The sequence below is a fragment of the Rhizobium sp. CF122 genome, from assembly GCF_000282035.1.
Lineage (GTDB): Bacteria > Pseudomonadota > Alphaproteobacteria > Rhizobiales > Rhizobiaceae > Rhizobium.
The window spans coordinates 35,252-55,965 of the sequence record NZ_AKKA01000096.1; the positions used below are offsets into that span (position 1 = coordinate 35,252).

Consider the following 20,714-nt stretch of genomic DNA (forward strand, 5'->3'; position numbering starts at 1 on the left):
ATGAGCCCGGCCCACTCGAGCACACCAACCAAAATTGCCCGGCGCGGGCTGATGCTTGTCCTGTCCTCGCCGTCTGGTGCAGGCAAGTCGACGATTGCCGGCAACCTCCTCAGGGACGACCATAGCCTCGAAATCTCTGTCAGCGTTACGACCAGAGCCAAGCGGCCGAGCGAAATTGCCGGTAAGCACTACCACTTCATCACTGTCCCGCAGTTCGAGAGGATGCGAGACGCAGGCGACCTGCTCGAATGGGCGGAGGTGCACGGTAATTTCTACGGTACGCCGCGGGAACCCGTGGAATCCGCGATGGCCGAAGGTCGCGATATGCTGTTCGATATCGACTGGCAGGGTGCTCTGCAGCTTCAGGACAAGATGAAGGCTGATATCGTCTCGATCTTCGTGCTGCCGCCCACCATGACCGAACTGCAGTCGCGCTTGCATCGTCGCGCAGAGGATTCGGAAGAGGTCATTCGTACGCGGCTTCTGAATTCTCGCGCCGAGATCGAACGCTGGCGCGAATATGACTATGTCATCGTCAACGACGATCTCGACGAAGCGTTTCGCAACGTGAGCTGCATCGTCAATGCCGAGCGCGTCCGCCGGGACCGACGCCACGGCTTGTTCGACTTTGTTAACGGCCTGTTGACGGAAGAGCCGAAGCTCTAAGTTCAGCAAGTTTGAAGCGAAGGCATTTGCGAGCCGGTCCGCTTGACGTTACCACCTGTCTCCAAAGGTCTAAGCTATCGCTCTGCGTGAGAGATCGCCTGCACGTTGCCTAGAGGCAGTTCGCCAGTCGAACGAACTCGGCGACCGAAAGCGTTTCGGCGCGGCGCTGAGGATCTACGTCCGCCTTATTGAGTAAGGCTTCGCCCCCGAGGGGTTTGAGGCTTTGCCGCAGCATTTTTCGGCGCTGGCCGAAGGCTGCATGGGTGACCTTTTCCAAATCGGTGACCGAGCAGGGGATGGGGTTCTCGTTCGGCGTCAGATGGACGACCGTCGACGTGACTTTCGGCGGCGGCGTAAATGCCTGCGGTGGTATATCAAACGCCATACGCGCGTTCGTACGCCAGCCGCAGAGCACGCCGAGACGTCCATAGTGATCGTCGTCTTCGGTCGCGACGACGCGCGCTCCCACTTCCTTCTGGAACATCAGCGTCAGCGATTCCCAGAAAGGCGGCCACTGCTTCGGGAGGATCCAATTGACCAGCAACTGCGTCCCGACGTTGTAGGGAAGATTAGCGATGATCTTCACACGGCCCTCGGGTGCCAAAGCTTCGAAGTCCGTCTTCAATGCGTCGCCTTCGATGACCTCGAGCCGCCCAGGATAGTGGTCCGCAATTTCGGCGAGGGCCGGTAGGCAGCGAGAGTCGCGCTCGACGGCGACCACTTTCTTTGCGCCAAGTGCCAGAATGGCGCGCGTCAAACCGCCCGGACCCGGGCCGACTTCGAAGACCGTGACACCCTCCAGCGAGCCGGCTGTTCGAGCAACCTTCTGCGTCAGGTTGAGATCGAGCAGGAAGTTCTGGCCGAGGGCCTTTCGTGCATCGAGGCCATAGCGTTGAATGACGTCGCGAAGAGGCGGAAGCCCATCCAAGGCAGCCATCAAATGCGCCCTTCCGCGGTGCGTCCGAGGTGGCCTGCGAGCTTTAGGGCCGCGACGAGGCTGCTTTCGCGGGCAAGCCCTTTGCCGGCAATGCCGAAGGCGGTGCCATGATCAGGCGAGGTGCGCACGAAGGGCAATCCAAGTGTCACGTTGACCGAGTCGTCGAAACCAAGCGCCTTGGCCGGAATCAGGGCCTGGTCGTGGTACATGCAGATCGCAACGTCGTAGCGCGCCCTGGCCTCATCGTGGAACATGGTATCGGCGGGCAGCGGCCCAATTGCGTTGATGCCCTTGGACCTCAGGAATTGAATGGCCGGCTTGATGACCGCTTCATCCTCTTTGCCGATGGTACCATCTTCCCCCGCGTGCGGATTGAGACCGGCAATTGCGAGGCGGGGACTCGCGATCCCGAAGCGAGACCTGAGATCGGCATCGGCAATTCGGCAGGTCTTGATGATGAGTTCCGCATTGAGTGCTTGAGGCACATCCTTAAGGGGAATATGGATCGTGACCGGAATGGTGCGGAGCTTTGGACCAGCGAGCATCATCACCGGCATGGCCGTTTGTCCCGTCGCTCGTGCGGCGAGATCTGCCAGAAACTCGGTGTGCCCGGGGAAGGGGAAGCCAGACTCATAGAGCACCGACTTGGCGATTGGATTGGTGACGACGCCAAGGGCCCCACCTGATATCGTCAGCGATACGGCTTTTTCGATCGCGGCGATCGTGGCCTTGGCTGTCGCGACATGGGGCTCACCCGCCACGACCTCAATACCTGCAGATATGGGAAGCACGGGGAGGGCGTCGACAAAGACGTCATTGGCGTTGGCGCAATCGGTCTCGCGAATGGCAACCGTCAGCCCCAGCAGCTTGGCACGCAACGCCAACACATCAGGATCGCCAATAAACACGAACGGAGGAAGACCAAGCTCCCTACGTCGCATCCAGGCCAGCAATGTAATGTCAGGGCCGACACCAGCCGGATCCCCCTGACTCAGAGCAAGCGGGCGCGAGAACGAGATCGTCATTTTGCTCAGGGACGCATGATCTGCGCCTTCTTGCGCAGTTCTTCCATGTATTTCTGGGCGTTCGGATTCTCCGGAGGTGCGTTCTTCCCCGCCTTCGCCTTATCGAGATCTTCCTGGCGGAACACCATTTCCGCAGCCTGGTCATCGGAAACCTGGCGCTGGCTGCAGATGGCAATGTATTCAACACCCCTGTCCGTTACGCGCGTGGCTGTCGTGTTGCCCTTAGCCTGCTCGACAAGCGGCTTCCATTCGGCCGGAAGTTCCGGCGCGAGAACACGACCGAGCTCGCGCACCGATACGTCGCGCATCGTTGCGGCAAACACCTTGGCCTGCTCGCAACCAGGATACTTCGACCGGGATGCTTCGGCCTCGCTCTTGCGCTTGCCTACGATGCCCTTCTTGCTGGCGGGGACGACGAAGATCATCTGCTGCAGAATATATTCCGTGGTTTCCGGCTTCTGTTTGTTCTCCATCATGCGCGCAACAAGGTCGGAATTCGACATACGGGTGCTTGAGCCGTAGCGTGCATTGACAAGACGCGGCCAGCTCATCTGCACGGCAATAAAAGCCTTGAAATGCACGACACCGACGCCGGCGCGTTCGAGAATCTGCGTCATCTGATCGGTCGTCAGCTTGTTGCCGGTCGCAAACCGCGCGAACGATGCATCGACGTCGTCCTTGGAAACCGACATGCGCACGCGCGCAATTTCCTGCTGCTTCAGCGTCTGGTCGATCAGTTGCTCTTCTGCAGCCTTGGCATCTGCCTTCTGGTGCTGCAGCCGGAGGAATGCCTGACGCTTGGCAACATCACCGCTGGTAATTGCTGTGCCGTTGACGACCACCCTGACTTCGCTTGCAGCGAAAGCTGAGCCGGTCTGAGGCGAGGCAAAAGCCGCCAGCATCGCGAAAGCCGCGCCGGCAATCATCGTCGTTACGGTTTTTCTTGCGCCAATCATCTATCGACCCTTCCCATTGACGCCGCGCATTTACGTCGCGGCGCGCATACCTTCTCGAGACAAACGGGCACTGCCGCTCTAAATTGAAAATTCAGCATATGCCCCAGATATCAACTGGCGACAATGTCCTGCATAGTCTTACGGCGAAAGAAAGGCCCTTTCTTTCGCCGTAAGACTGAACTCGCCGTCAATTCTGGTAGATGGTTGTGTTGGTATCCACCGCGCCGCCGAGGTTGATATCGCCGAGCGTGCGGAAGGTCAACCTGGCGCCGATACTCCAGTCGCTAGCGGTTTCGGCGGTGGTATCACGCTTCTCGCTATATGCGATCGTAAAGATCGTGCATTCGTCCTCATAGGTCAGACCGAATGTTTTCCTGACGATGCTGTTGTCCTGAAGATCCCAGGCTATGCCGCCAAATACCGACCAATAATCCTTGAACTTAACAGTTCCCTTGGCCTGGATCTCATCGTTGTCTTCAGCAAAGCCATACTCTGGCTGTGCTGAGACATGCGTGTAAATCAGCTGGCTTTGGAGATTGTCGTTCTGGAAGCCAGCCGTGAAATCGCCGCGACGGAAACCCAAGCTCTTTTCGTCAAGCCGATAGGAGGCTGCGAGGGCGAGGCCCTGCGGCGTTTCGATGCCGCCGAGACCGACAAAGTCGGAGACGTCACTTTCCAGACCGGAATCCGCACCGACATTCACCAGATCGGCTGTGTCGAAAGAGTTCTGGCCGCCCAGCTGGTAGGATTGCCCGAATATGCCGTGCAGCTTGTAGCCATTGTCGAACGTGCCGGTGTACTGGAAGCCGACATTAGCGCGTGTGCCGCCTTCGATGCGATCATAGCCCGAGAACTTGTCACGCTCGAAAAGATTGGTCGCATCGAACACGAAGCTTTGTGCGTCTTCATTCGGAAGACCGCCAGCAAGGCGTTCGTCAGGCCGTGCATAGATTTGAACGATGGGTTCGAACAGGTGCGTGCTGTTTTCGGTCGTCCCGAGGATCGGATAGCGCATCTCCAGTCCGGCAGTAAACATCGAACGCGTCGCCGCATTGCTGTCATCATAATTGCCATCATAGACAAACGTACCGGAAGTAGGCGGTGGCGTCATGTTCAGTGCCAAGGCATCGCCACGGGCAGCGAGCAACGGCGTGATCAGGAAACCCTCAGGGGTGACAAACGTCCGCTTCCATTCCAGTTCGCCCGTCAGGCGGGACGTCTGGCCCTCAAGGCCACGGAACCGGTCGAAGCCCGCGACACTGTAGAAGTCGTCATGGGTGCGCGACAGGTTCGTGAAGTTGACGTCGGCGGAAAGTTCGCCCCCGGCTAGCGGCTGCGGCGCCACGAAGTGATAGTCCATCACCGGATAGACGATCGCCTGTTGCTTCTCCTTAACGTCGTTCGGATCGGCGTCCTGAACGTCGAAATAGAACGAACGCAGATCGAAGTAATTCCGTTTGCCGAGACCGGTCAGGTAGACCTGATTTGTCTGCGTTGAGTTGTCCAGCCCTTTTAGACTATAGGTCCGAGAAAAGTTATTGTCGCTCTGCGCCATAACGTCCCAGCCGAACGCCCAGCGCGGATTGATCCTGAAATCTCCCTTGGACGCTACAACGCCGCGGAAGTCATTTTCGGCATCACTGGTGCCGGGCGTAAAGGTCTCCGGGCTGAGCTGATTGATACCAGCCATGCGCAATATGTGCGTGCCGTTTTCGAATCGCTGACGATATTCCGCGTCCAGCAGGAAGCCCTGGGTCGTATAACCTGTGCCCGTCACCGTTATATCGCTGCTTGGCGAAATAACGTAGTAATACGGGACGGAAAGACCGAAGCCGAGATTTTGAGCGGTGACAAAGCTAGGAAAGAGGAAGCCAGACTTCCGCTTCACGGTGTTGTCGGGGACTTCGATCCACGGCACGTAGGCAAGTGGATGACCAAGGAGCTCAAAGCGCGCTTTTTCGAGGCGAATCGTGTGCTTGACGCCGTCCTGAATGACACGCTCAGCCTTGACCTGCCAGAAGGGGGGGCGTTCCGGTTTCTCGGCGCAAGGCAAACAGGCAGTATAGACGCCCTTGTTCAGGATCATTTGCGTGCCGCCAACACGCTCGCCGGTTTCAGCAACCAGGCGCGTATTGTCGGCGGTCTCGATTCTGAGTGCGTTTACGAAGCCGTTTCCAAAGTCGTCTGTGACATCAAGCTTGTCGGCGTACATGCGGTTGCCATCGGGGCCGATGAGTTCGACGTTGCCTAGCGCCATCAGGCGCCCAGTCTGCTGATTATACTCTACGCGCTGCGCCACCATCCTGTAGCCGCCGTAGTTAATCTGCACGCCGCCGATGGCCGAAACGATCTGCGCGTCCTTGTTATAGACGAGTTCGTTTGCCGACAGAATCAGCTTCTGGTCGTCCGATACGTTCGGCTTCAAACCTTGCAGGGCATCCTGCGCGAAGGCAGCAGGAAAGCCATTGGAATAGGTAGACAGAGCTGCGCCTACGAACAGGGCAACCAACTGTTTACTAAGAGTCTTGCGGTCGCCTGCCGCCACTAGCCATCCTCCTGATGAAGCAGAATTGTTGCACCCAAAGCCAAGGCAACGGTGACCGGAATCCACGTCGCCACGAAAGGCGGGACAACCCCACTGCTTCCGAATGCTTTTACAAGCACGGTGACCACATAAAGCACGAAGCCTGACAGGATTCCACCCAGAATCACTGACCTCGATTGGTTGAACCGGCTAAATTTTAGGGACACTGTTGCAGCAATGAGAGTCATGGCGACAAGTAGCAGTGGTTGGGACAACAACGAATGAAATTGCGTCTCGAGAGCCTTGGTCGGAATCCCAAAGGATTTCGCGGCGTCGATTCGGCTCGAAAGATCAAAAAATCCAATACTTTCAGGGGCTGTTAGCCTCTGCTGGACGAAATCCTGTTTCAAATTGGTGCGGACACGCACCTCATCCTTGCGCGCCGCGACTTCGCCGGGACGGCGCTCGACAACGTTCTTTAGAAGCCAGTAACCATCTTCCAATTTTGCCGACGCGGCGTCCTGTCTCAGGATGATGTGGTCGGTCGAATCGAAATGCACGAATACCGCATCCATCAGTAGCGTACCGTTCTCGAGAACCGTATGCGCACCTATGATCGCATCGTCGCCACCGCTGATCTGCCGAAGCCACGGAACTTGCGGTGCGGTATTCGGCGCTGAGCCTTCTCCGCGCCAGTTGCTCTCTACGATGGCGGCCTGGCGTTGCCCCCATGCTGCCAGCGGATTGAGGACAGTCATGACCAGGATGCCGAGCAAAAAGGCGCCGATAAGGAAGGGCGACATGAACTGCCAAACCGAGATGCCGGCAGCGCGCGTCACGACCAGTTCGTATTTTCTGTTGAGGCCGATCAAAACCGTCATGCCCACAAAGAGGGCAATAAAGGGAACGGTCTGCTGCAGGATGAGCGGCAGGCGCACGGCTGTCATCACGAGGCCCCCGGTCACGGTATAGCCGGGAAGGCCCGAAAGGCGGCCGGCCGTCTCGCTGAAATCCACGAGGTAGACAATGCCAATCACGCCGAGAAAGAACCACATTGTGGTCAGCACATAGCGACGGAAGAAATAACGGCCGAGCGTCCCGAAGATCATGCACTGCCTCCCGCGGAGGGATCCGCCGACCGGCCGAAGCGTTGCAGCAATCTCTGCCAAGATGCGGCGATGCGGTCGCTCATTGCGGACACGACCGACAGACGCTTGTGATGCGACAGAGATGCGATTGCGAGGAGGCTGGCGATCACGGGAATCGCATACAGCACACCGATATACTCCGGATCGGTGTCGATCTGATTTGCTGCATAAAATGAGGCCCAACGAATCGCGAATGCAAAGATGAGCGCCGCCACCATCGGATGCAGCCGCGCTTCACGATGGGAGCGCGCATCGCCGGCAATCGCGAGTGAAATCAGCGCAAACACCATCGGCAGAGCCCAATCCGTCAGACGGCGGTGCAATTCGGCACGATAACTGCCGGGCTTGGCGATGTAGTCCTTGTCGTTCGGATCCGGACTAAGCAGGAATGGAAGCTCGCGGTCGGATGCACGAAGCGTTGCCTGACCGCGGTTCTGTGTCAGATCGGACAGGTCGAAAGAGTAGGAATCGAAGCGAATAACGGAGACGTCGCCGGTCTGCGTTTTGCGGTGAACCTCGCCATCATGCATGATGAGTGACGTGCCCTTCTCGTCAACGGCGCCTTCGCGTGCGTAGTAGATAAGCTCGAATGCAGGGTCACGCTCGTCAACGACAAACAAGCCCTTGAGCACACGACCGGCCAATCGCTCCGATATCTGCACGTAAAGTCCCGTATCGATGCGGCGGAAGTTCTTCTCCTCAATAACGGAGGAGAGCAGATCCGCATAGGCAGCCGCCACCATCTGGCGAACGCCGGTCTTGGCCTTTGGCTCGACGACGTTGTCCACCAGAAACGAAAAGGCGCTAATGACGGCTGCGAGGATAAGAATCGGGCGCAGGATGATACTGCGCTTGGCGCCTGCCGCATCGATGACGGTCAGTTCCGAATCGTTGTTCATCGTTGTCAGCGTCTGCGTGACGCCGATGACAAGCGCGAATGGCAGTACGATGGGAATGATCGACGGAAGGATCAGCGTTGCCAGCTTGGCGAACGAACCCATCGACTGGCCGCTATCGGTCACCAGATTGACGCGCTGCAGAACCTGAGTCGTCCAAATGATCGCGAGCACCGGCAACAGGGCAACGAGAAACATCTGGCCAACACGCCGGAGTATGTATGTTTCAAGCAGTTTCATTCATGCCCTTGAACGCCATTTGCGAACCGATGCCGCTATGCAGCGAAATCCATCTACGCTCTTTGGTTCGCTTTTGCGACAAGCGGGCGTCGAAAATTCATTCAAATTTCAATTTTTTTTCGCGCTGTTGCGAATCGGTGAGAGCAAGAAGACCTACGAAGACCACGACGGACGAAAGCCATCCGAGGACCACGTCCGAAAGATAGTGGGCGCCGAAAGCAACCCGCATGGCGGGCGCCAGAAACGAGATTGCAGCAAGTGGCAGTGCAAGTGCCGAACGCGCTGGCTGCGGTATCAGGAAGATAAGACACGGGCGCGGTCTGCCCCAGTATGTCTTGAGGATGAGATTTGTGAGGATCACGGGGCCGATAATCAGCGAGCGAGAGCGATCTTGAACGCGCGGGCGCGTGTGACATTGAAAGTGGTTCCACAGTGCCAATAGCACTCCACCAGTTTCCACAGCAACACGATGGCGATGAGATACGGAAGCCGGAAAAAGAGCGTTCTCAGGAGCCCAAGGTACGTCTCATGCCGGTAGGGAAAATAACCGCAGTTCTCCCCGAGAGTCGCGGGAGCGCTGCATGCCTCGCGCACAAAAAAATGCGCCGACACGTCGATATCGATCTGCGGAAAGGCATTGAACAGCAGGAGCAGCAACCACCACAGACAGAAGAGGCCTACGAACGCATGTGTGGTATCGCTGTCAGGCTGCCGTACGCGCCAAGACGCCCTTGCCTTTGCCGACATCAGAAGAGAGAGCAATTTGGAATTCCTGTGGACTTAGTTCCACGGGAGGAATATGCGCCGAAGATGACATCCCGTTAACGAGTTGGCGGCTAGTCAAGCGGCCACGTCTTCGGTCCGAAGACTTGTCTTCGGGGGTGAAACCCGAAATGATCGGATAAAGCGGATTTAGGACAATCCCACTGGAGAAGATATGTCAGCCAAGTTCGATATTTCATTTGCAACCTCCGCCGAGATCGCCGGTGCCTACGCGGTCCTTCTGCAGACAAGCGGTGCAGATTTTGCCGCCGGGGCCAAGGTCGCGGACCCAGCTGGGGTGATCTCGAGAGCGGCAAAGATCGCTGGCTTCTCCGCCAAGGCGACGACTGTATTGGATCTTGTCGCTCCGGAGGGTTCGGCAGCCGAGCGGCTTATCGTCGTTGGCCTTGGCAAGCAGGAGGATCAGACCGCTCACGATTGGCTCAAGGCCGGTGGTGTCGCGGCGTCCAAGATCAAGAAGGCCGAAAAGGTTGCGATCTTCGTCGATGCGCCGGGCGCCAGCGTCGGCGCGAAAGAGGCGGCGGATTTTGCGCTTGGAATGCTTCTGCGCGCCTACAGCTTCGACACTTACAAAACCAAGAAGAAGGACGAGGACGGCAATAACCGCAATGGACGGGTGGCAGTGACGATCGTTACCGCAAATGCCACTGATGCCGCAGAAGCCATCAAGGTCTCGGAAGCCGTTGCGGCAGGGGTCAATCTGGCGCGCGATCTCGTGAACGAGCCGCCGAATGTTCTGGGCCCGGTGGAGTTTGCCGCCAAGGCGAGCGAACTGGCGAAGCTCGGCGTCGAGGTGGAAATCCTGACCGAGAAGGAGATGCAGAAGCTTGGCATGGGCGCCCTATTGGGCGTTGCGCAAGGCTCTGTCAGACCTCCGCGACTTGCTGTCATGCAATGGAAGGGCGGCAAGGACAATGAAAGCCCTATCGCCTTCATCGGCAAGGGCGTCGTCTTTGACACAGGTGGCATTTCGATCAAGCCCGCTGCCGGCATGGAGGAAATGAAAGGCGACATGGGCGGCGCTGCGGCGGTCACCGGCCTGATGCATGTCCTCGCGGTGCGCAAGGCGGCCGTGAACGCCGTGGGCATCATCGGCCTCGTCGAGAACATGCCCGACGGAAACGCCCAGCGCCCCGGCGACATCGTCACCTCGATGTCTGGCCAGACGATCGAGGTCATCAATACTGATGCCGAGGGCCGGCTCGTGCTCTGTGATGCGCTCTGGTATTGCAACGACCGCTTCAAGCCCAAATTCATGATCAATTTGGCAACGTTGACGGGCGCGATTCTTGTTGCGCTCGGCAACGTCCATGCTGGTTTGTTCTCGAATGATGACGAGCTCTCTGAGCAGCTGACTGCGGCTGGGCTGACGACGAGCGAGAAGCTCTGGCGCATGCCGCTCGGTAAAGAATATGACAAGCTGATCGACAGCAAGTTCGCGGATATGAAGAACACCGGCGGCCGCCATGCAGGCTCGATCACCGCGGCTCATTTCCTGAAACGGTTTGTGCAGGATACGCCTTGGGCGCACCTCGACATCGCGGGAACTGCGATGGGGTCGCCACAGGACGAGATCAATCAATCCTGGGGCTCCGGTTACGGCGTGCGCCTGCTCGATGAGCTGGTGCGCGCCAACTACGAGTCATGACGGAAGTTCTGTTCTACCATCTGACGGAATCCAAATTGGAGGACGCCCTGCCGCCGCTGCTCGAGAAAAGCGTCGAGCGCGGCTGGCGGGTTGCCGTACAGTTGAAAGACGCGGCGCGGCGCGACCTGCTCGATCATCATCTCTGGACATTTCGCGAGGATAGCTTCCTGCCGCATGGCACTGATGAGCGGGGCCTGGCAGCAAATCAGCCGGTTCTCCTCACGGTTTCCGAAGGGAATGCCAACGCCGCGACAGTCCGGTTTATCGTCGATGGCGCGGAGCCACCTCCGGTCGAAACCTATCAGCGGATCGTCTTCATGTTCGATGGTCACGACCAAGAGCAGCTGGAAGGTGCCCGCGCGCAATGGAAGAAGCTGAAAGGTGAGGGGCACAGACTGACATACTGGCAGCAAACATCCGAGGGGCGATGGGAGAAGAAGGCCTGAGCTCTATTGGCCCAGGCCGGAAGCCATCACGACCTCGTCGATGAAAGCCTGCTTTGCCTTGGTATATTGTGCGCGGCTTTCTGCATGCTCGCCGGCCAAGCCAACCTTCAGCTGCTCGTAGGCACGTGCGAGCCCGACATCGCTACGCAAGGCGTCGCGAAAGGCGATCATCCGGTTCCAGTTGTCGCCACGATACTCCACGACATGGACCAGATGGGTCCGGCTTTCATTCTTGATGCCGCGGCCGAAAATGTGATCGTCAGGAACGATGTCGCTACCGGCATAGTCGTAGCCTATTGCTTCCATGGCGACGATGCAGCGCGGACCGTCATCCAGGTGTTTGACACCGACAAGTGTGTCAATGATCGGCTTTGCCTTGATACCAGGAATGGCGGTGCTACCGACGTGCTGCATGTCGATTGCGATGTCCCCGAGCACTTGTCGGATGGCTTGCGCCTCGTTGGCATAGGCTTGTTGCCACAGGGTATTGGGTTCGGCGAGAGAAACCGTGATGTTCTTCAAGCCAAGACCGTAAGACGCATCGTCTCGCATGCCGAACCTCCGTGACAGACCGTGAGCTCTTCACAATATTAGGAGGTTCGGCACGTTTCTATCAATCGTGAAACGCGTCGACGAATTTGCGCTTGCCGAGCATGAACGCGTCGGCAACATGGCGAAGAGGCGCGAGATCGACGTCGGACTTGCCGGCCTTGACGATTTCCGCGAAGCGACGGTAGAGCGCTGGATATTCCTCTTCCGGCGCCGAGAACTTCAGCTCGCCATTGATCGACAGCTTGGAACCGCCTTCCGCAAGCTGCACATGGCCGGCTTCCGTTTCCGCGAGGATGTCCCAGCTCTGCTTGCCGGTCTGTCGCCAGTCGAATTCGGCATAAACAGGCACGTCGTCAGCGTTCTTGAAATGCAGATCGGCAGCAATCGGTGCGTCGCGATTTTCCGGAAATTCGAGCGTTGCGCCCGTCAGGAAGATCGCTTTCGGCAGGATGTGAGTGACGATTGAAAGGGCGTTGATGCCCGGGTCGAAAACGCCGAGACCACCGGCCTGCCAGATCCAGTCCTGGTTTGGATGCCAATGGCGAACATCTTCCTTCCAGATGACGTGAACGCTCTTGATCGTCGTCGACGCGAGGAAGGACTTCGTGGCTTCAACGGCCGCCGCATAGCGCGAATGCCAGCTCGCAAACAGTGAAACGCCCTTGCTTGCAGCGAGACTTTCAAGATCGGCCACTTCGCTCAGCGTTGCGCCCGGAGGTTTTTCGAGAAAGACGTGCTTGCCGGCGGAAAGCGCCTTGTGTGCCGCTTCGTAGCGGTATTGCGGCGGCATGCAGAGGGAAACTGCGTCGATCGCCGGGACTGCATCGAGCATCGCATCGATCGTGGTGAAGCTCTGGATGCCCTCGACGGTGCCATGGCGGCTCGCCGTTGCAACGAGCTTGAAGTCGGAATTCTTTGCGATCGAAGGAAGGTGCTGGTCGCGGACGATCTTGCCGACGCCAACGATGGCGAGGTTGATAGGTGACATGCTGGTGGCTCGCGTTCGGTGTTTCACTCAAAAGTATGATTTATTTTGCGCCTGTTTTAACAGAAAGAAACCGGCGGGCAAGCGTCGATAGCCCCATCAGAGAGACGCCATCTCGGCGGGCGCTGTCGGCTTCTTGAACTGCAGCGTCACGACCTTATACCCCTCGGCCTCGAGCGTTGAAAGAAGCGTCGGCAGCATTGTCGCAGTGCGATTGTGGATGTCGTGCATGAGAATGATGCCGCGGCCGGGCTTGTAAATGTTGAGACAACCTTGATGATTATGGTTAGCGATCGGTTTCGATCGTCCGGGAATGCACAGAATAGTGCGGTGTCCAACTAGCTCTAGTTTAGAGCTGTGGCTATCCGGCCATGGCTTCCTCGTATTCCGACGAAAGCTCCAGCCACAGCTCTTCAGCCACAGCGAGCTTTGCGGCAGCCTCGCCACGCTGTTTGGCTTTCTCGGCGGCTTTCGCAGGCGCCTTTTCGTACAGCAGCGGATCTGCAAGTTCCGCATCAAGCGCCTGAATCAGTTTCTCCAGCTTGCCGGTCAAGGATTCGATTTCGTTGATCTTTTTCTTGAGCGGCGCAAGCGACGCGCGTTTCTCTGCATTCAGTTTGCGCTGGTCCGCCTTCGAGGCGGACTCTTCAGCGAGCTGAGGCCTCTCATCCTTCTTTTTACCCGATGTGACAACGAGGTCGCGATACTCGTCCATTTCGCCATCAAAAGTCGTCACGGTGCCGTTGTTGACGAGCCACAATCGATCGACCGTCGCCTCGATAAGATGGCGGTCGTGGGAGATCAGGATGACGGCGCCCTCGTAGTCGTTCAGCGCCTCGATGAGTGCTCGCCGGCTGTCGATGTCGAGATGGTTCGTCGGCTCGTCGAGAATCAGCAAATTCGGCGCGTGGAAGGCGGCGAGACCCATCAGCAAGCGGGCTTTCTCACCGCCGGAAAGATCCTTTGCCGCTGTCGACATCTTCTCCGTCGCGAGGCCCATCTGGGCGACACGCGCCCGCACCTTTGCTTCGGGTGTATCCAGCATCAAGCGGCGCACATGCTCGACCGGTGACTGGTCGGGGATCAGGTCGTCGAGCTGGTGCTGCGCGAAGAAGCCGATCTTCAGGTTTGGGGCGAGCTTGACTTCTCCCGCCTCCGCCGACAGGCGACCGGAAATGAATTTCGCGAAGGTGGATTTGCCATTGCCGTTGGAGCCGAGCAGTGCGATGCGATCGTCGTTGTCGATACGCAGATTGAGGCCTCTCAAGATCGGCTTGCCAGGCTCATAGCCGACCGCGCCACCGCTGATGGCAACGATGGGGGAGGCCGGCTGCTTTTCCGGCTCGGGGAAGGTGATCGGCTGCACGTGATCTTCGATGACGGCTGCCACTGTGCCCATGCGCTCCAACGCCTTGACGCGGCTCTGCGCCTGGCGCGCCTTGGAGGCTTTCGCCTTGAAGCGATCGATGAAGCTCTGCAGGTGTTTGCGCGCGGCCTCGTTCTTCGCTCGTGCCTTTGTCTGCAGCTCGTCGGCTTCTGCCTTCTGCCTTTCGAACTGATCGTAGCCGCCGCGATAGAAGGTGAGCTTCTTCTGATCGAGGTGGACGATCGCGTTGACGGCGTTGTTCAGCAGGTCACGGTCATGGCTGATGATGATGACCGTGTGCGGATATCGACGCACATAATCCTCGAGCCACAATGTGCCTTCGAGGTCGAGGTAGTTGGTCGGCTCGTCGAGGAGCAGCAGGTCGGGCTCGGAAAATAGAACCGCAGCGAGGGCGACGCGCATCCGCCAGCCGCCCGAGAATGACGAGGCCGATCGCGACTGCGCTTCCTGATCGAAGCCGAGGCCGGCCAGAATGGCGGCGGCGCGCGCTTCCGCAGAATGCGCATCGATATCGACGAGCCGCATCTGGATTTCGGCGATGCGGTGCGGATCGGTGGCGCTTTCCGCCTCCGCCAGCAAGGCTGAGCGCTCCTTGTCGGCTGCCAACACGATTTCAATCAGCGCGTCTTCTGTTCCCGGTGCTTCCTGCGCCACCTGACCGATGCGGGCATTTTTCGGGATCGATATCGAACCGCTTTCCGAAGCCAAGTCGCCGGTGATGACCCGAAAAAGCGTGGACTTGCCCGCACCATTACGGCCCACCAAGCCGGCCTTGGTGCCGGCCGGTAACGAAACGCTGGCGTGATCGAGAAGGAGGCGGCCGGCAACGCGCGCGGAAATATCGGAAATCGTGATCATGGGTCGGGTTTTGTCGGAACTCTTGGCCGAAGGCAAGGGCGCGCCGAAGCCGGACGGCACGATATGGCGGAAAGTTACATCACTTCCGTAACCTTTTGCTAATTGGCGTGTGTTGAAGTGCATTGCACGCCATGATTGTTTCGGCGGTGGGCTCGTGCGATGTCGGCGCGGATTGAAGGATAGGCATTCATGTCCCGCAACGCCGATATTCTCGTGGTGGTCGTGAGTTTTACCTTCATCTGCCTGCTTTCAGCCGTCGCCTTGCTCTTTCCCACCGGTCCGTTCGTCGTCGTTATCGCCTCACCCGACATTCGGGCAGCGCAAATGCACCAAATGATCGGCGACGCGGGCGGGCAATATATCGCGGAAGGACGCTACCCATGGATGGCAGTCGCCCATTCCGACCATGCCGGTTTCGCGCAGCGCCTCCTCAGGCATGGAGCGCTGCTCGTTACCAACCACTGGATGACCGAGAGTTGTTTGATGAGGGGGACTGTATGAAATCGATCGACAGCCTGCGCATGCGCGTCGCCGGTGGCATTCTGCTGCTGCTCTGGATAGATCTGGGCCTTCTGGCCCTCAGGCTGTTCGCCTATTCCAGCCTTCCGGCAACGGTGGTTACTCTCTGCGGCGTCGCCATTGTGGCGTTGGCAACCATTCTCTGGTTCATCGATCGAGCAGGTGCTGTCACCCGTGTGGGTATCGTCCATGGCACACGCGGCGCTCGTCGCTCTGCTCGTGTACAGTTTCAGCGGCTCGCCGCTGCAGATTGACATCCATATGTATTTCTTCGCAACGCTGGCGATCTGCGCGGCATGGATCGATTGGCGCGCGATCATCGCCTATGCCGCCGTCGTTGCTGTTCATCACCTGGTGCTTTTCTTCCTGTTGCCGGTGGCGGTTTTTCCCGGAACCTCGGATTTCACGCGCGTGCTTCTACACGCGACGGTTATGGTCCTGCAGATTGTTGTGCTAGTCGCCCTCGTTCACCGAGTAGCAAAAGCGCTCGCGTCCGTGGAAACTGCGGAAGAGGCGGCCGAGTGGGCGACGGCAGCCCAAAGGGCTGCCGAGGAAATGGGAATCAAGATGATGGAGACGGAAAGCACGTGCGGCGGACGAGCGCGCTACGCGGGATCGCGAGCGCATCGAGCAAGCCGAACAGACGCTCTTTGCTGTCAGGCGGCTCGATGAAGCCCTTGCCGCTTTGGCAAGCGGCGACCTATTGTTCCGGCTGCAGCAACCCTTCGCTGGTGATCTCGAGCGCTTGCGTACGGCGTTCAACCTTTCGGCCGGGAATCTGCAGGAGGTCATGTTGACGGTCGGCGATGCTGCCAGGGCCGTTCGCTCCAGTTCGTCATCGATCCGCGATTCCAATAACGACCTTGCCCGGCGTGCAGAGCAACAGGCTTCCTCGGTTGAGGAGACCGCGGCTGCGGTCACGCAGATCGTGGAGACCGTCCAACAATCGGCGAAACGCGCGGAGGAGGCGGGTCAGTTGGTGGCGCAAACCGTTGAGGTGGCGCAGAAGTCCAACGCTGTGGTGGTTGCCGCCGTTGGTGCCATGGGGAGAATAGAGGGATCAGCCAGGCAAATCGGCAATATCGTTGGGGTCATCGACGAGATCGCGTTTCAGACCAACCTTCTCGCCTTGAATGCGGGTGTTGAGGCGGCGCGAGCGGGTGAAGCGGGCAAGGGATTTGCAGTCGTCGCTCAAGAGGTCCGCGAACTGGCACAACGCTCCGCGGTCGCCGCGCGCGAGATCAAGACGCTGATTGCCTCTTCGGATGCGCAGGTGCGGGAAGGCGTCTCCCTGGTAAACGATACTGGACACACGCTGACGCTGATCGCCGCGAGCGTTACGGACATTCGCGTGCACATTCGAGGCCATCGTCGAGGGCGCGCGCGAACAGTCAGCTGCTCTCGGCGAGATTGGTTCGGCAATCGGCGCGATTGATGCGATCACGCAGAAGAATGCTGCGATGGTTGAGGACTCGACTTCCGCGGCCCGCCTGCTCACGACGGAAGCCGAGCGCCTTGAGGATATCCTCGGTCGCTTTGCGGTCGTTGGAAGACAGTCAGTGCTTCGACTGGCGGCGGGAGAATGAAGGCGCCGTACTTTGCGCATAAGCGCATCGTGGCCTTGGGGCGGATGAAAGCTTGAGCGCGGCGCTCAGCGCCCAAACGCTTGCACGGGTTGCCGGCGGTTTGATTGGGCAGCGTAGAGTGCGACACGCGCATTTGCCTGCAACTGCGATGCCGTCGCTGCGTCGGCGCTCAGTGCGATCCCGAGCGAAATCGTCAGTCTCGTCCCGGTGCCGTTGTCGGAGGTCGCGAAGACCAGGTTGTCCTCCGCCGACGTGCGCAGGCGTTCAGCAATCAGGACGGCCTCTTGCATGCCGACATTGGCAAACAGCAAGGAGAATTCGTCACCGTCCGTTCGCGCGACAACGTCATTCTTCTTGATTGATTTACGGAAGATGTCCGCCAGCTTCTTCAACAGCCGGCTGCCGGTGTGTGTGCCGTAGCGACTATTGAATGCCTTGAAGTCATCGATATCGACCATGATGAGAGCACTGCCGGCGAAGCCTTCGTCGCGTTCATAAAGATCGGCGATTACCTTGTTGAGCGCGATACGGTTTGGCAGGCCTGTCAGTTTGTCGGTCGTGGAGGCAACCTGCGCCGCCGCCACACCGCGTGCCAGCGTCTCAAGCCGTTCGAGATCGGCTTGCAGCTTCGTCTGCAGCGCCGTTTCTCCGCTTGTCGCTTCCTCAAGCGCTTGCGAGAGATACTCCATCTCGTTCATCAGAGAGGACAGGCTCTGTTCCGGATCGCCGACGATTGAGTTCAATACGGTTTCTGCCGCCCGCGTGAACGCTCGTCTGTGGATAAGGCAGTCGGCAAGATGCTCTGCTGCCTCTCGCAGGAGTTTGGCGGCCTCTGCCTGGGACGTATTGTCGATCATGCCGCAATGACTGACGAGACGGTACTTCAGGCCGAGATCATCGAGGGAAGCCTGGTTCGGAGCCGAGCCGAGGGATGCGATATCCTGTGCCAAGGCTGCGTTCTGCCCGATGATTGCCTCGTACAGAAGTTCGTAGTTGCGAGGCAGGCCCGCAATGCCGAGACGCGTGATATGCTGGCTGACGCGTTGGATGTCCGTTCCAGAGCCTGGGCGTGAGGCTTCGCGTTGCACCTGCAAATCCGATGCTGCATGTCGCATGACCGTCCCCTTCGCTCGTCGGCCCTGTTCGGCCTGGCGCTGTTCTTCCTATGCGTGCAATGGCTTAAGATAGGTTGAATCCCGACCGTCTGAGGGGGCGTGCGCCCGGGTGGTTCTTATGACGCGGTTAACGGGTGCTTGATGCTCAGTTGTCGAGCCATCGTTTGCCGTCTGCGCGCAGGTAGTATGCGAGGTCGAGGCGGAGACTGGCTTTTCCGAGCGCCGTCAGCGTCATGTGGCATTGGCCACGGTGATGGGTTTGATGATTAAAGAAATGTGAGAGGCCCGACCACAGCGGTTGCCTGATCTCGATCGGCTGGATGATCGGCATATAGGTGAAGTTCGCAGCAAGAGAGGATTCATCGAGCGTATCTATCCAGTTTATGATCCGCTGGTCTTCGATTTGACGGACCCCGAGTAGTGACGGAAGATCCTCGTGAAGCACGCTGTCGAGCGTTGAAGGGGCATCGCCGGTGCCGGTAAAGCGCTTCATCCAGATCCGATCGGCCGCCAGGAGATGGTTGAGTGTTTTCTGCAGCGAACCAAAAAAGGCCCCCCGATTTTCCTGAAATTCCGCCTCTGTCAGTTCGGACGCGGCGGCGTATACGATCGCGTTGGCCCAACGATTGTAATCCGCAAACATCTTATATTGTTTCAGCATTTTCTATCCTGCCTCCATTTGGCAGCTGATGTTAAGGCAATTTAGGTCAATCATCTTTGATAAGACCATGAAAGTTGATGATGGTCGGACGGTAGGCTGGAACATGACAGCGGCGTGAAATTGCCGATGCCCACTTGTTTTCGGGCTATCAGGCGGGTAAACACCGCCCACTTTTCCCACGGAATAAAGGATTTTGACCAATGGCGATTGAACGCACTTTCTCGATGATCAAGCCGGACGCAACGAAGCGCAACCTGACGGGCGCTATCACCAAGATTCTCGAAGACGCCGGCCTGCGCGTCGTCGCTTCCAAGCGCGTCTGGATGAGCAAGCGCGAAGCCGAAGGCTTCTACGCCGTTCACAAGGATCGCCCGTTCTTCGGTGAACTCGTTGAAACCATGACCTCCGGCCCGACCATCGTTCAGGTCCTGGAAGGCGAAAACGCGATCCTCAAGAACCGCGAAGTCATGGGTGCGACCAACCCGGCCAATGCTGACGAAGGCACGATCCGCAAGGTTCACGCCCTGTCGATCGGCGAAAATTCGGTTCACGGCTCGGACGCTCCGGAAACTGCTGCCCAGGAAATCAAGTACTGGTTCTCCGACACCGAAATCGTCGGCTGATTCAGGCTCTCAGCAAAACCGCTGAAGCTGTTGAATTGACTCTGAAAGCCGGGGCTCTGCTCCGGCTTTCTACGTTGAAGGACAGGTCGCAGCGGAATCGTAGTCTACGGTGCCGTCCGGTTTGAAGACCTCGGGGTTCTTCGTATAGAACGGCCCAACGACCAGCGGCTTACCGGGCATGACAGACTGGTCAAGGCTCGAAATCACCTCGGTCTTCAGGCTTTGCAACGTCTCTCCGTTGGCATCGACAAGGCGAACGCTCACGGCGTAAGGCTTGTCCTTCTTGACGCAATGAAGTGCCGGGCTCTGCAGCGTGATCTTGTCCCAGAACGGGTAGATCTTTTCACTGGTCACTAGCACGTCTCCGCCCGCAGGGTTCTCGAATTCCGCGATGGCGACGGTGCCTTCCGGGATCGGCGCCTTCTTGTTGAGGGTCACGACATAGGTCGCAACCGCGATCCGGTAGTTGAAAACGAAGACGCGGCCATTGACCTCGACCAGCTTGTCGGTCTCTCGCTGGCACCCTGTCAGCATTGCGGCTGCAACGAAAACGGCCATCGATAGCGCTTTCATGGCGCCTCCTCCTCTTTCCTCCGGCGATAGTGGCGGCTCGCCTTGGCGCGATTGCCGCACACCGCCATGTCGCACCAGGCGCGACTTCTGTTCTTGCTGCGGTCGATGAAGAGCCAGCCGCAATTGCGGCAGATCTTCATCCGCTCGGGATCCTGCATCGCGATCAGCCGCAACACCGAATGTGCGGTCGCAGCGTCGAGCCCATTTGCGTCACTGGCGCCGCGCAGCGTGCGTGCAAGCGCCTCCAGAAGGGTGGCGAGCAGCTGATCGTCGTTGTCGCCTGAGACGCGAGCCCGGAAATACCTATCCGTCGCCTCGCGCAACTCCAGGAAGTTCCTTTTGTTATGTGGTGTCGGACCAACCATGTCACCGAAGATCGCCCGCTCCGCGCAGAACTCCGCTGCAGCCTGCGGAAAGGTTTCCAGTTGGGCGGGTGCTTCGAAACGGTCGATCCGTCGCGTCTCGTCATGCCGGAGGACGACGCTGTTGGCGACATCCAGTGCCAATGCGCCTCCGGAAAAGCGGTGTGGGGTCCAGGAAAAGCTCATGATGAAAATATAACTGGTAAAATACATTTTGCTAGTTA

General features: G+C 58.5%; 21 protein-coding genes and 2 pseudogenes. 8 read left to right on the forward strand and 15 right to left on the reverse strand.

Translation table 11 applies throughout. The features are described 5' to 3' along the window. Nucleotides 1–666, forward strand: a complete 666-nt coding sequence (gene gmk, locus PMI09_RS24875) for a guanylate kinase (RefSeq protein WP_007800937.1) — start codon at nt 1–3, stop codon at nt 664–666. A 109-nt stretch (nt 667–775) separates the two neighbouring features. Here gmk and rsmA read toward each other — a convergent pair whose 3' ends face one another. From rsmA to PMI09_RS24910, 7 genes and pseudogenes are all read right to left on the reverse strand, one after another. Beyond that, nucleotides 776–1,603 carry a 16S rRNA (adenine(1518)-N(6)/adenine(1519)-N(6))-dimethyltransferase RsmA gene (rsmA, locus tag PMI09_RS24880; RefSeq protein ID WP_007800939.1) on the reverse strand — a complete coding sequence of 276 codons (828 nt, stop codon included), beginning with the start codon at nt 1,601–1,603 and terminating at the stop codon, nt 776–778. Next, nucleotides 1,603–2,628: a 4-hydroxythreonine-4-phosphate dehydrogenase PdxA gene (gene pdxA / locus PMI09_RS24885; protein WP_007800941.1), complete on the reverse strand. Its 1,026-nt coding sequence runs from the start codon at nt 2,626–2,628 to the stop codon at nt 1,603–1,605. The genes rsmA and pdxA overlap by 1 nt, the downstream gene beginning before the upstream one ends. A 5-nt stretch (nt 2,629–2,633) precedes the next feature. Next, a complete protein-coding gene (locus PMI09_RS24890; RefSeq protein WP_007800943.1) occupies nt 2,634–3,584 on the reverse strand; it encodes a peptidylprolyl isomerase in 951 nt (316 codons plus the stop codon). A 187-nt stretch (nt 3,585–3,771) separates the two neighbouring features. Next, nucleotides 3,772–6,129 carry an LPS-assembly protein LptD gene (locus PMI09_RS24895; protein ID WP_007800945.1) on the reverse strand — a complete coding sequence of 786 codons (2,358 nt, stop codon included), beginning with the start codon at nt 6,127–6,129 and terminating at the stop codon, nt 3,772–3,774. Continuing rightward, nucleotides 6,129–7,217 (reverse strand): LPS export ABC transporter permease LptG, encoded by a 1,089-nt coding sequence (gene lptG, locus PMI09_RS24900; protein ID WP_007800948.1) that lies wholly within the window; start codon nt 7,215–7,217, stop codon nt 6,129–6,131. Before lptG ends, PMI09_RS24895 begins: the two co-directional genes overlap by 1 nt. After that, nucleotides 7,214–8,392 carry an LPS export ABC transporter permease LptF gene (lptF, locus tag PMI09_RS24905; RefSeq protein ID WP_007800950.1) on the reverse strand — a complete coding sequence of 393 codons (1,179 nt, stop codon included), beginning with the start codon at nt 8,390–8,392 and terminating at the stop codon, nt 7,214–7,216. Before lptF ends, lptG begins: the two co-directional genes overlap by 4 nt. Nucleotides 8,393–8,489: 97 nt before the next feature. Beyond that, nucleotides 8,490–9,139 (reverse strand): annotated as a pseudogene (locus PMI09_RS24910) (phosphatase). Nucleotides 9,140–9,329: 190 nt separating this feature from the next. On the opposite strand from PMI09_RS24910, the gene PMI09_RS24915 reads away from it, so the two are divergent. Both PMI09_RS24915 and PMI09_RS24920 read left to right on the forward strand, forming a co-directional pair. Beyond that, complete coding sequence (locus PMI09_RS24915; protein WP_007800953.1) at nt 9,330–10,823, forward strand: leucyl aminopeptidase; 1,494 nt, start codon at nt 9,330–9,332, stop codon at nt 10,821–10,823. Further along, nucleotides 10,820–11,269, forward strand: a complete 450-nt coding sequence (locus PMI09_RS24920; RefSeq protein WP_007800956.1) for a DNA polymerase III subunit chi — start codon at nt 10,820–10,822, stop codon at nt 11,267–11,269. The genes PMI09_RS24915 and PMI09_RS24920 overlap by 4 nt, the downstream gene beginning before the upstream one ends. A 3-nt stretch (nt 11,270–11,272) precedes the next feature. On the opposite strand, the gene PMI09_RS24925 is transcribed toward PMI09_RS24920, so the two are convergent. The 4 genes and pseudogenes from PMI09_RS24925 to PMI09_RS24935 form a co-directional block, all read right to left on the reverse strand. Beyond that, a complete protein-coding gene (locus tag PMI09_RS24925) occupies nt 11,273–11,821 on the reverse strand; it encodes a GrpB family protein (protein ID WP_007800958.1) in 549 nt (182 codons plus the stop codon). Nucleotides 11,822–11,882: 61 nt separating this feature from the next. After that, nucleotides 11,883–12,809, reverse strand: a complete 927-nt coding sequence (locus tag PMI09_RS24930; protein WP_007800960.1) for a Gfo/Idh/MocA family protein — start codon at nt 12,807–12,809, stop codon at nt 11,883–11,885. A gap of 96 nt (nt 12,810–12,905) precedes the next feature. Further along, a pseudogene (locus PMI09_RS30680) lies at nt 12,906–13,067 on the reverse strand (polysaccharide deacetylase family protein); the annotation flags it as partial. 100 nt (nt 13,068–13,167) lie between these two features. Then, nucleotides 13,168–15,051 (reverse strand): ABC-F family ATP-binding cassette domain-containing protein, encoded by a 1,884-nt coding sequence (locus PMI09_RS24935; protein ID WP_037084030.1) that lies wholly within the window; start codon nt 15,049–15,051, stop codon nt 13,168–13,170. A 189-nt stretch (nt 15,052–15,240) separates the two neighbouring features. On the opposite strand from PMI09_RS24935, the gene PMI09_RS24940 reads away from it, so the two are divergent. The 4 genes from PMI09_RS24940 to PMI09_RS24955 all read left to right on the forward strand — a co-directional run bounded on the left by PMI09_RS24940 (nt 15,241) and on the right by PMI09_RS24955 (nt 17,005). After that, nucleotides 15,241–15,552 carry a hypothetical protein gene (locus PMI09_RS24940; RefSeq protein ID WP_007800965.1) on the forward strand — a complete coding sequence of 104 codons (312 nt, stop codon included), beginning with the start codon at nt 15,241–15,243 and terminating at the stop codon, nt 15,550–15,552. After that, the gene (locus tag PMI09_RS24945) at nt 15,549–15,824 is read left to right on the forward strand and encodes a hypothetical protein (protein WP_007800968.1); all 276 of its coding nucleotides are present in this window, start codon (nt 15,549–15,551) and stop codon (nt 15,822–15,824) included. The genes PMI09_RS24940 and PMI09_RS24945 overlap by 4 nt, the downstream gene beginning before the upstream one ends. Beyond that, nucleotides 15,760–16,242 (forward strand): hypothetical protein, encoded by a 483-nt coding sequence (locus PMI09_RS24950; RefSeq protein WP_157213405.1) that lies wholly within the window; start codon nt 15,760–15,762, stop codon nt 16,240–16,242. The genes PMI09_RS24945 and PMI09_RS24950 overlap by 65 nt, the downstream gene beginning before the upstream one ends. Nucleotides 16,243–16,360: 118 nt before the next feature. After that, nucleotides 16,361–17,005 (forward strand): methyl-accepting chemotaxis protein, encoded by a 645-nt coding sequence (locus PMI09_RS24955; RefSeq protein ID WP_007800969.1) that lies wholly within the window; start codon nt 16,361–16,363, stop codon nt 17,003–17,005. Nucleotides 17,006–17,221: 216 nt separating this feature from the next. Here the strand turns inward: PMI09_RS24955 and PMI09_RS24960 are convergent, their stop codons facing one another. Continuing rightward, the gene (locus PMI09_RS24960) at nt 17,222–18,271 is read right to left on the reverse strand and encodes a GGDEF domain-containing protein (protein WP_007800971.1); all 1,050 of its coding nucleotides are present in this window, start codon (nt 18,269–18,271) and stop codon (nt 17,222–17,224) included. A 145-nt stretch (nt 18,272–18,416) separates the two neighbouring features. Further along, the gene (locus PMI09_RS24965; protein ID WP_007800973.1) at nt 18,417–18,932 is read right to left on the reverse strand and encodes a DinB family protein; all 516 of its coding nucleotides are present in this window, start codon (nt 18,930–18,932) and stop codon (nt 18,417–18,419) included. 200 nt (nt 18,933–19,132) lie between these two features. Here PMI09_RS24965 and ndk point away from each other — a divergent pair, with 200 nt between their 5' ends. After that, on the forward strand, nt 19,133–19,555 hold the full coding sequence (gene ndk / locus PMI09_RS24970) for a nucleoside-diphosphate kinase (protein ID WP_007800975.1): 423 nt from the start codon (nt 19,133–19,135) through the stop codon (nt 19,553–19,555). Between the two features lie 69 nt (nt 19,556–19,624). Here ndk and PMI09_RS24975 read toward each other — a convergent pair whose 3' ends face one another. Next, nucleotides 19,625–20,128, reverse strand: coding sequence for a hypothetical protein (locus PMI09_RS24975; RefSeq protein ID WP_007800977.1), 504 nt, complete (start codon nt 20,126–20,128; stop codon nt 19,625–19,627). Beyond that, entirely contained in the window at nt 20,125–20,676 is a 552-nt protein-coding gene (locus tag PMI09_RS24980; RefSeq protein ID WP_037084032.1) for a CGNR zinc finger domain-containing protein, read from the reverse strand. Before PMI09_RS24980 ends, PMI09_RS24975 begins: the two co-directional genes overlap by 4 nt. Between the last annotated feature and the right edge of the window lie 38 nt (nt 20,677–20,714).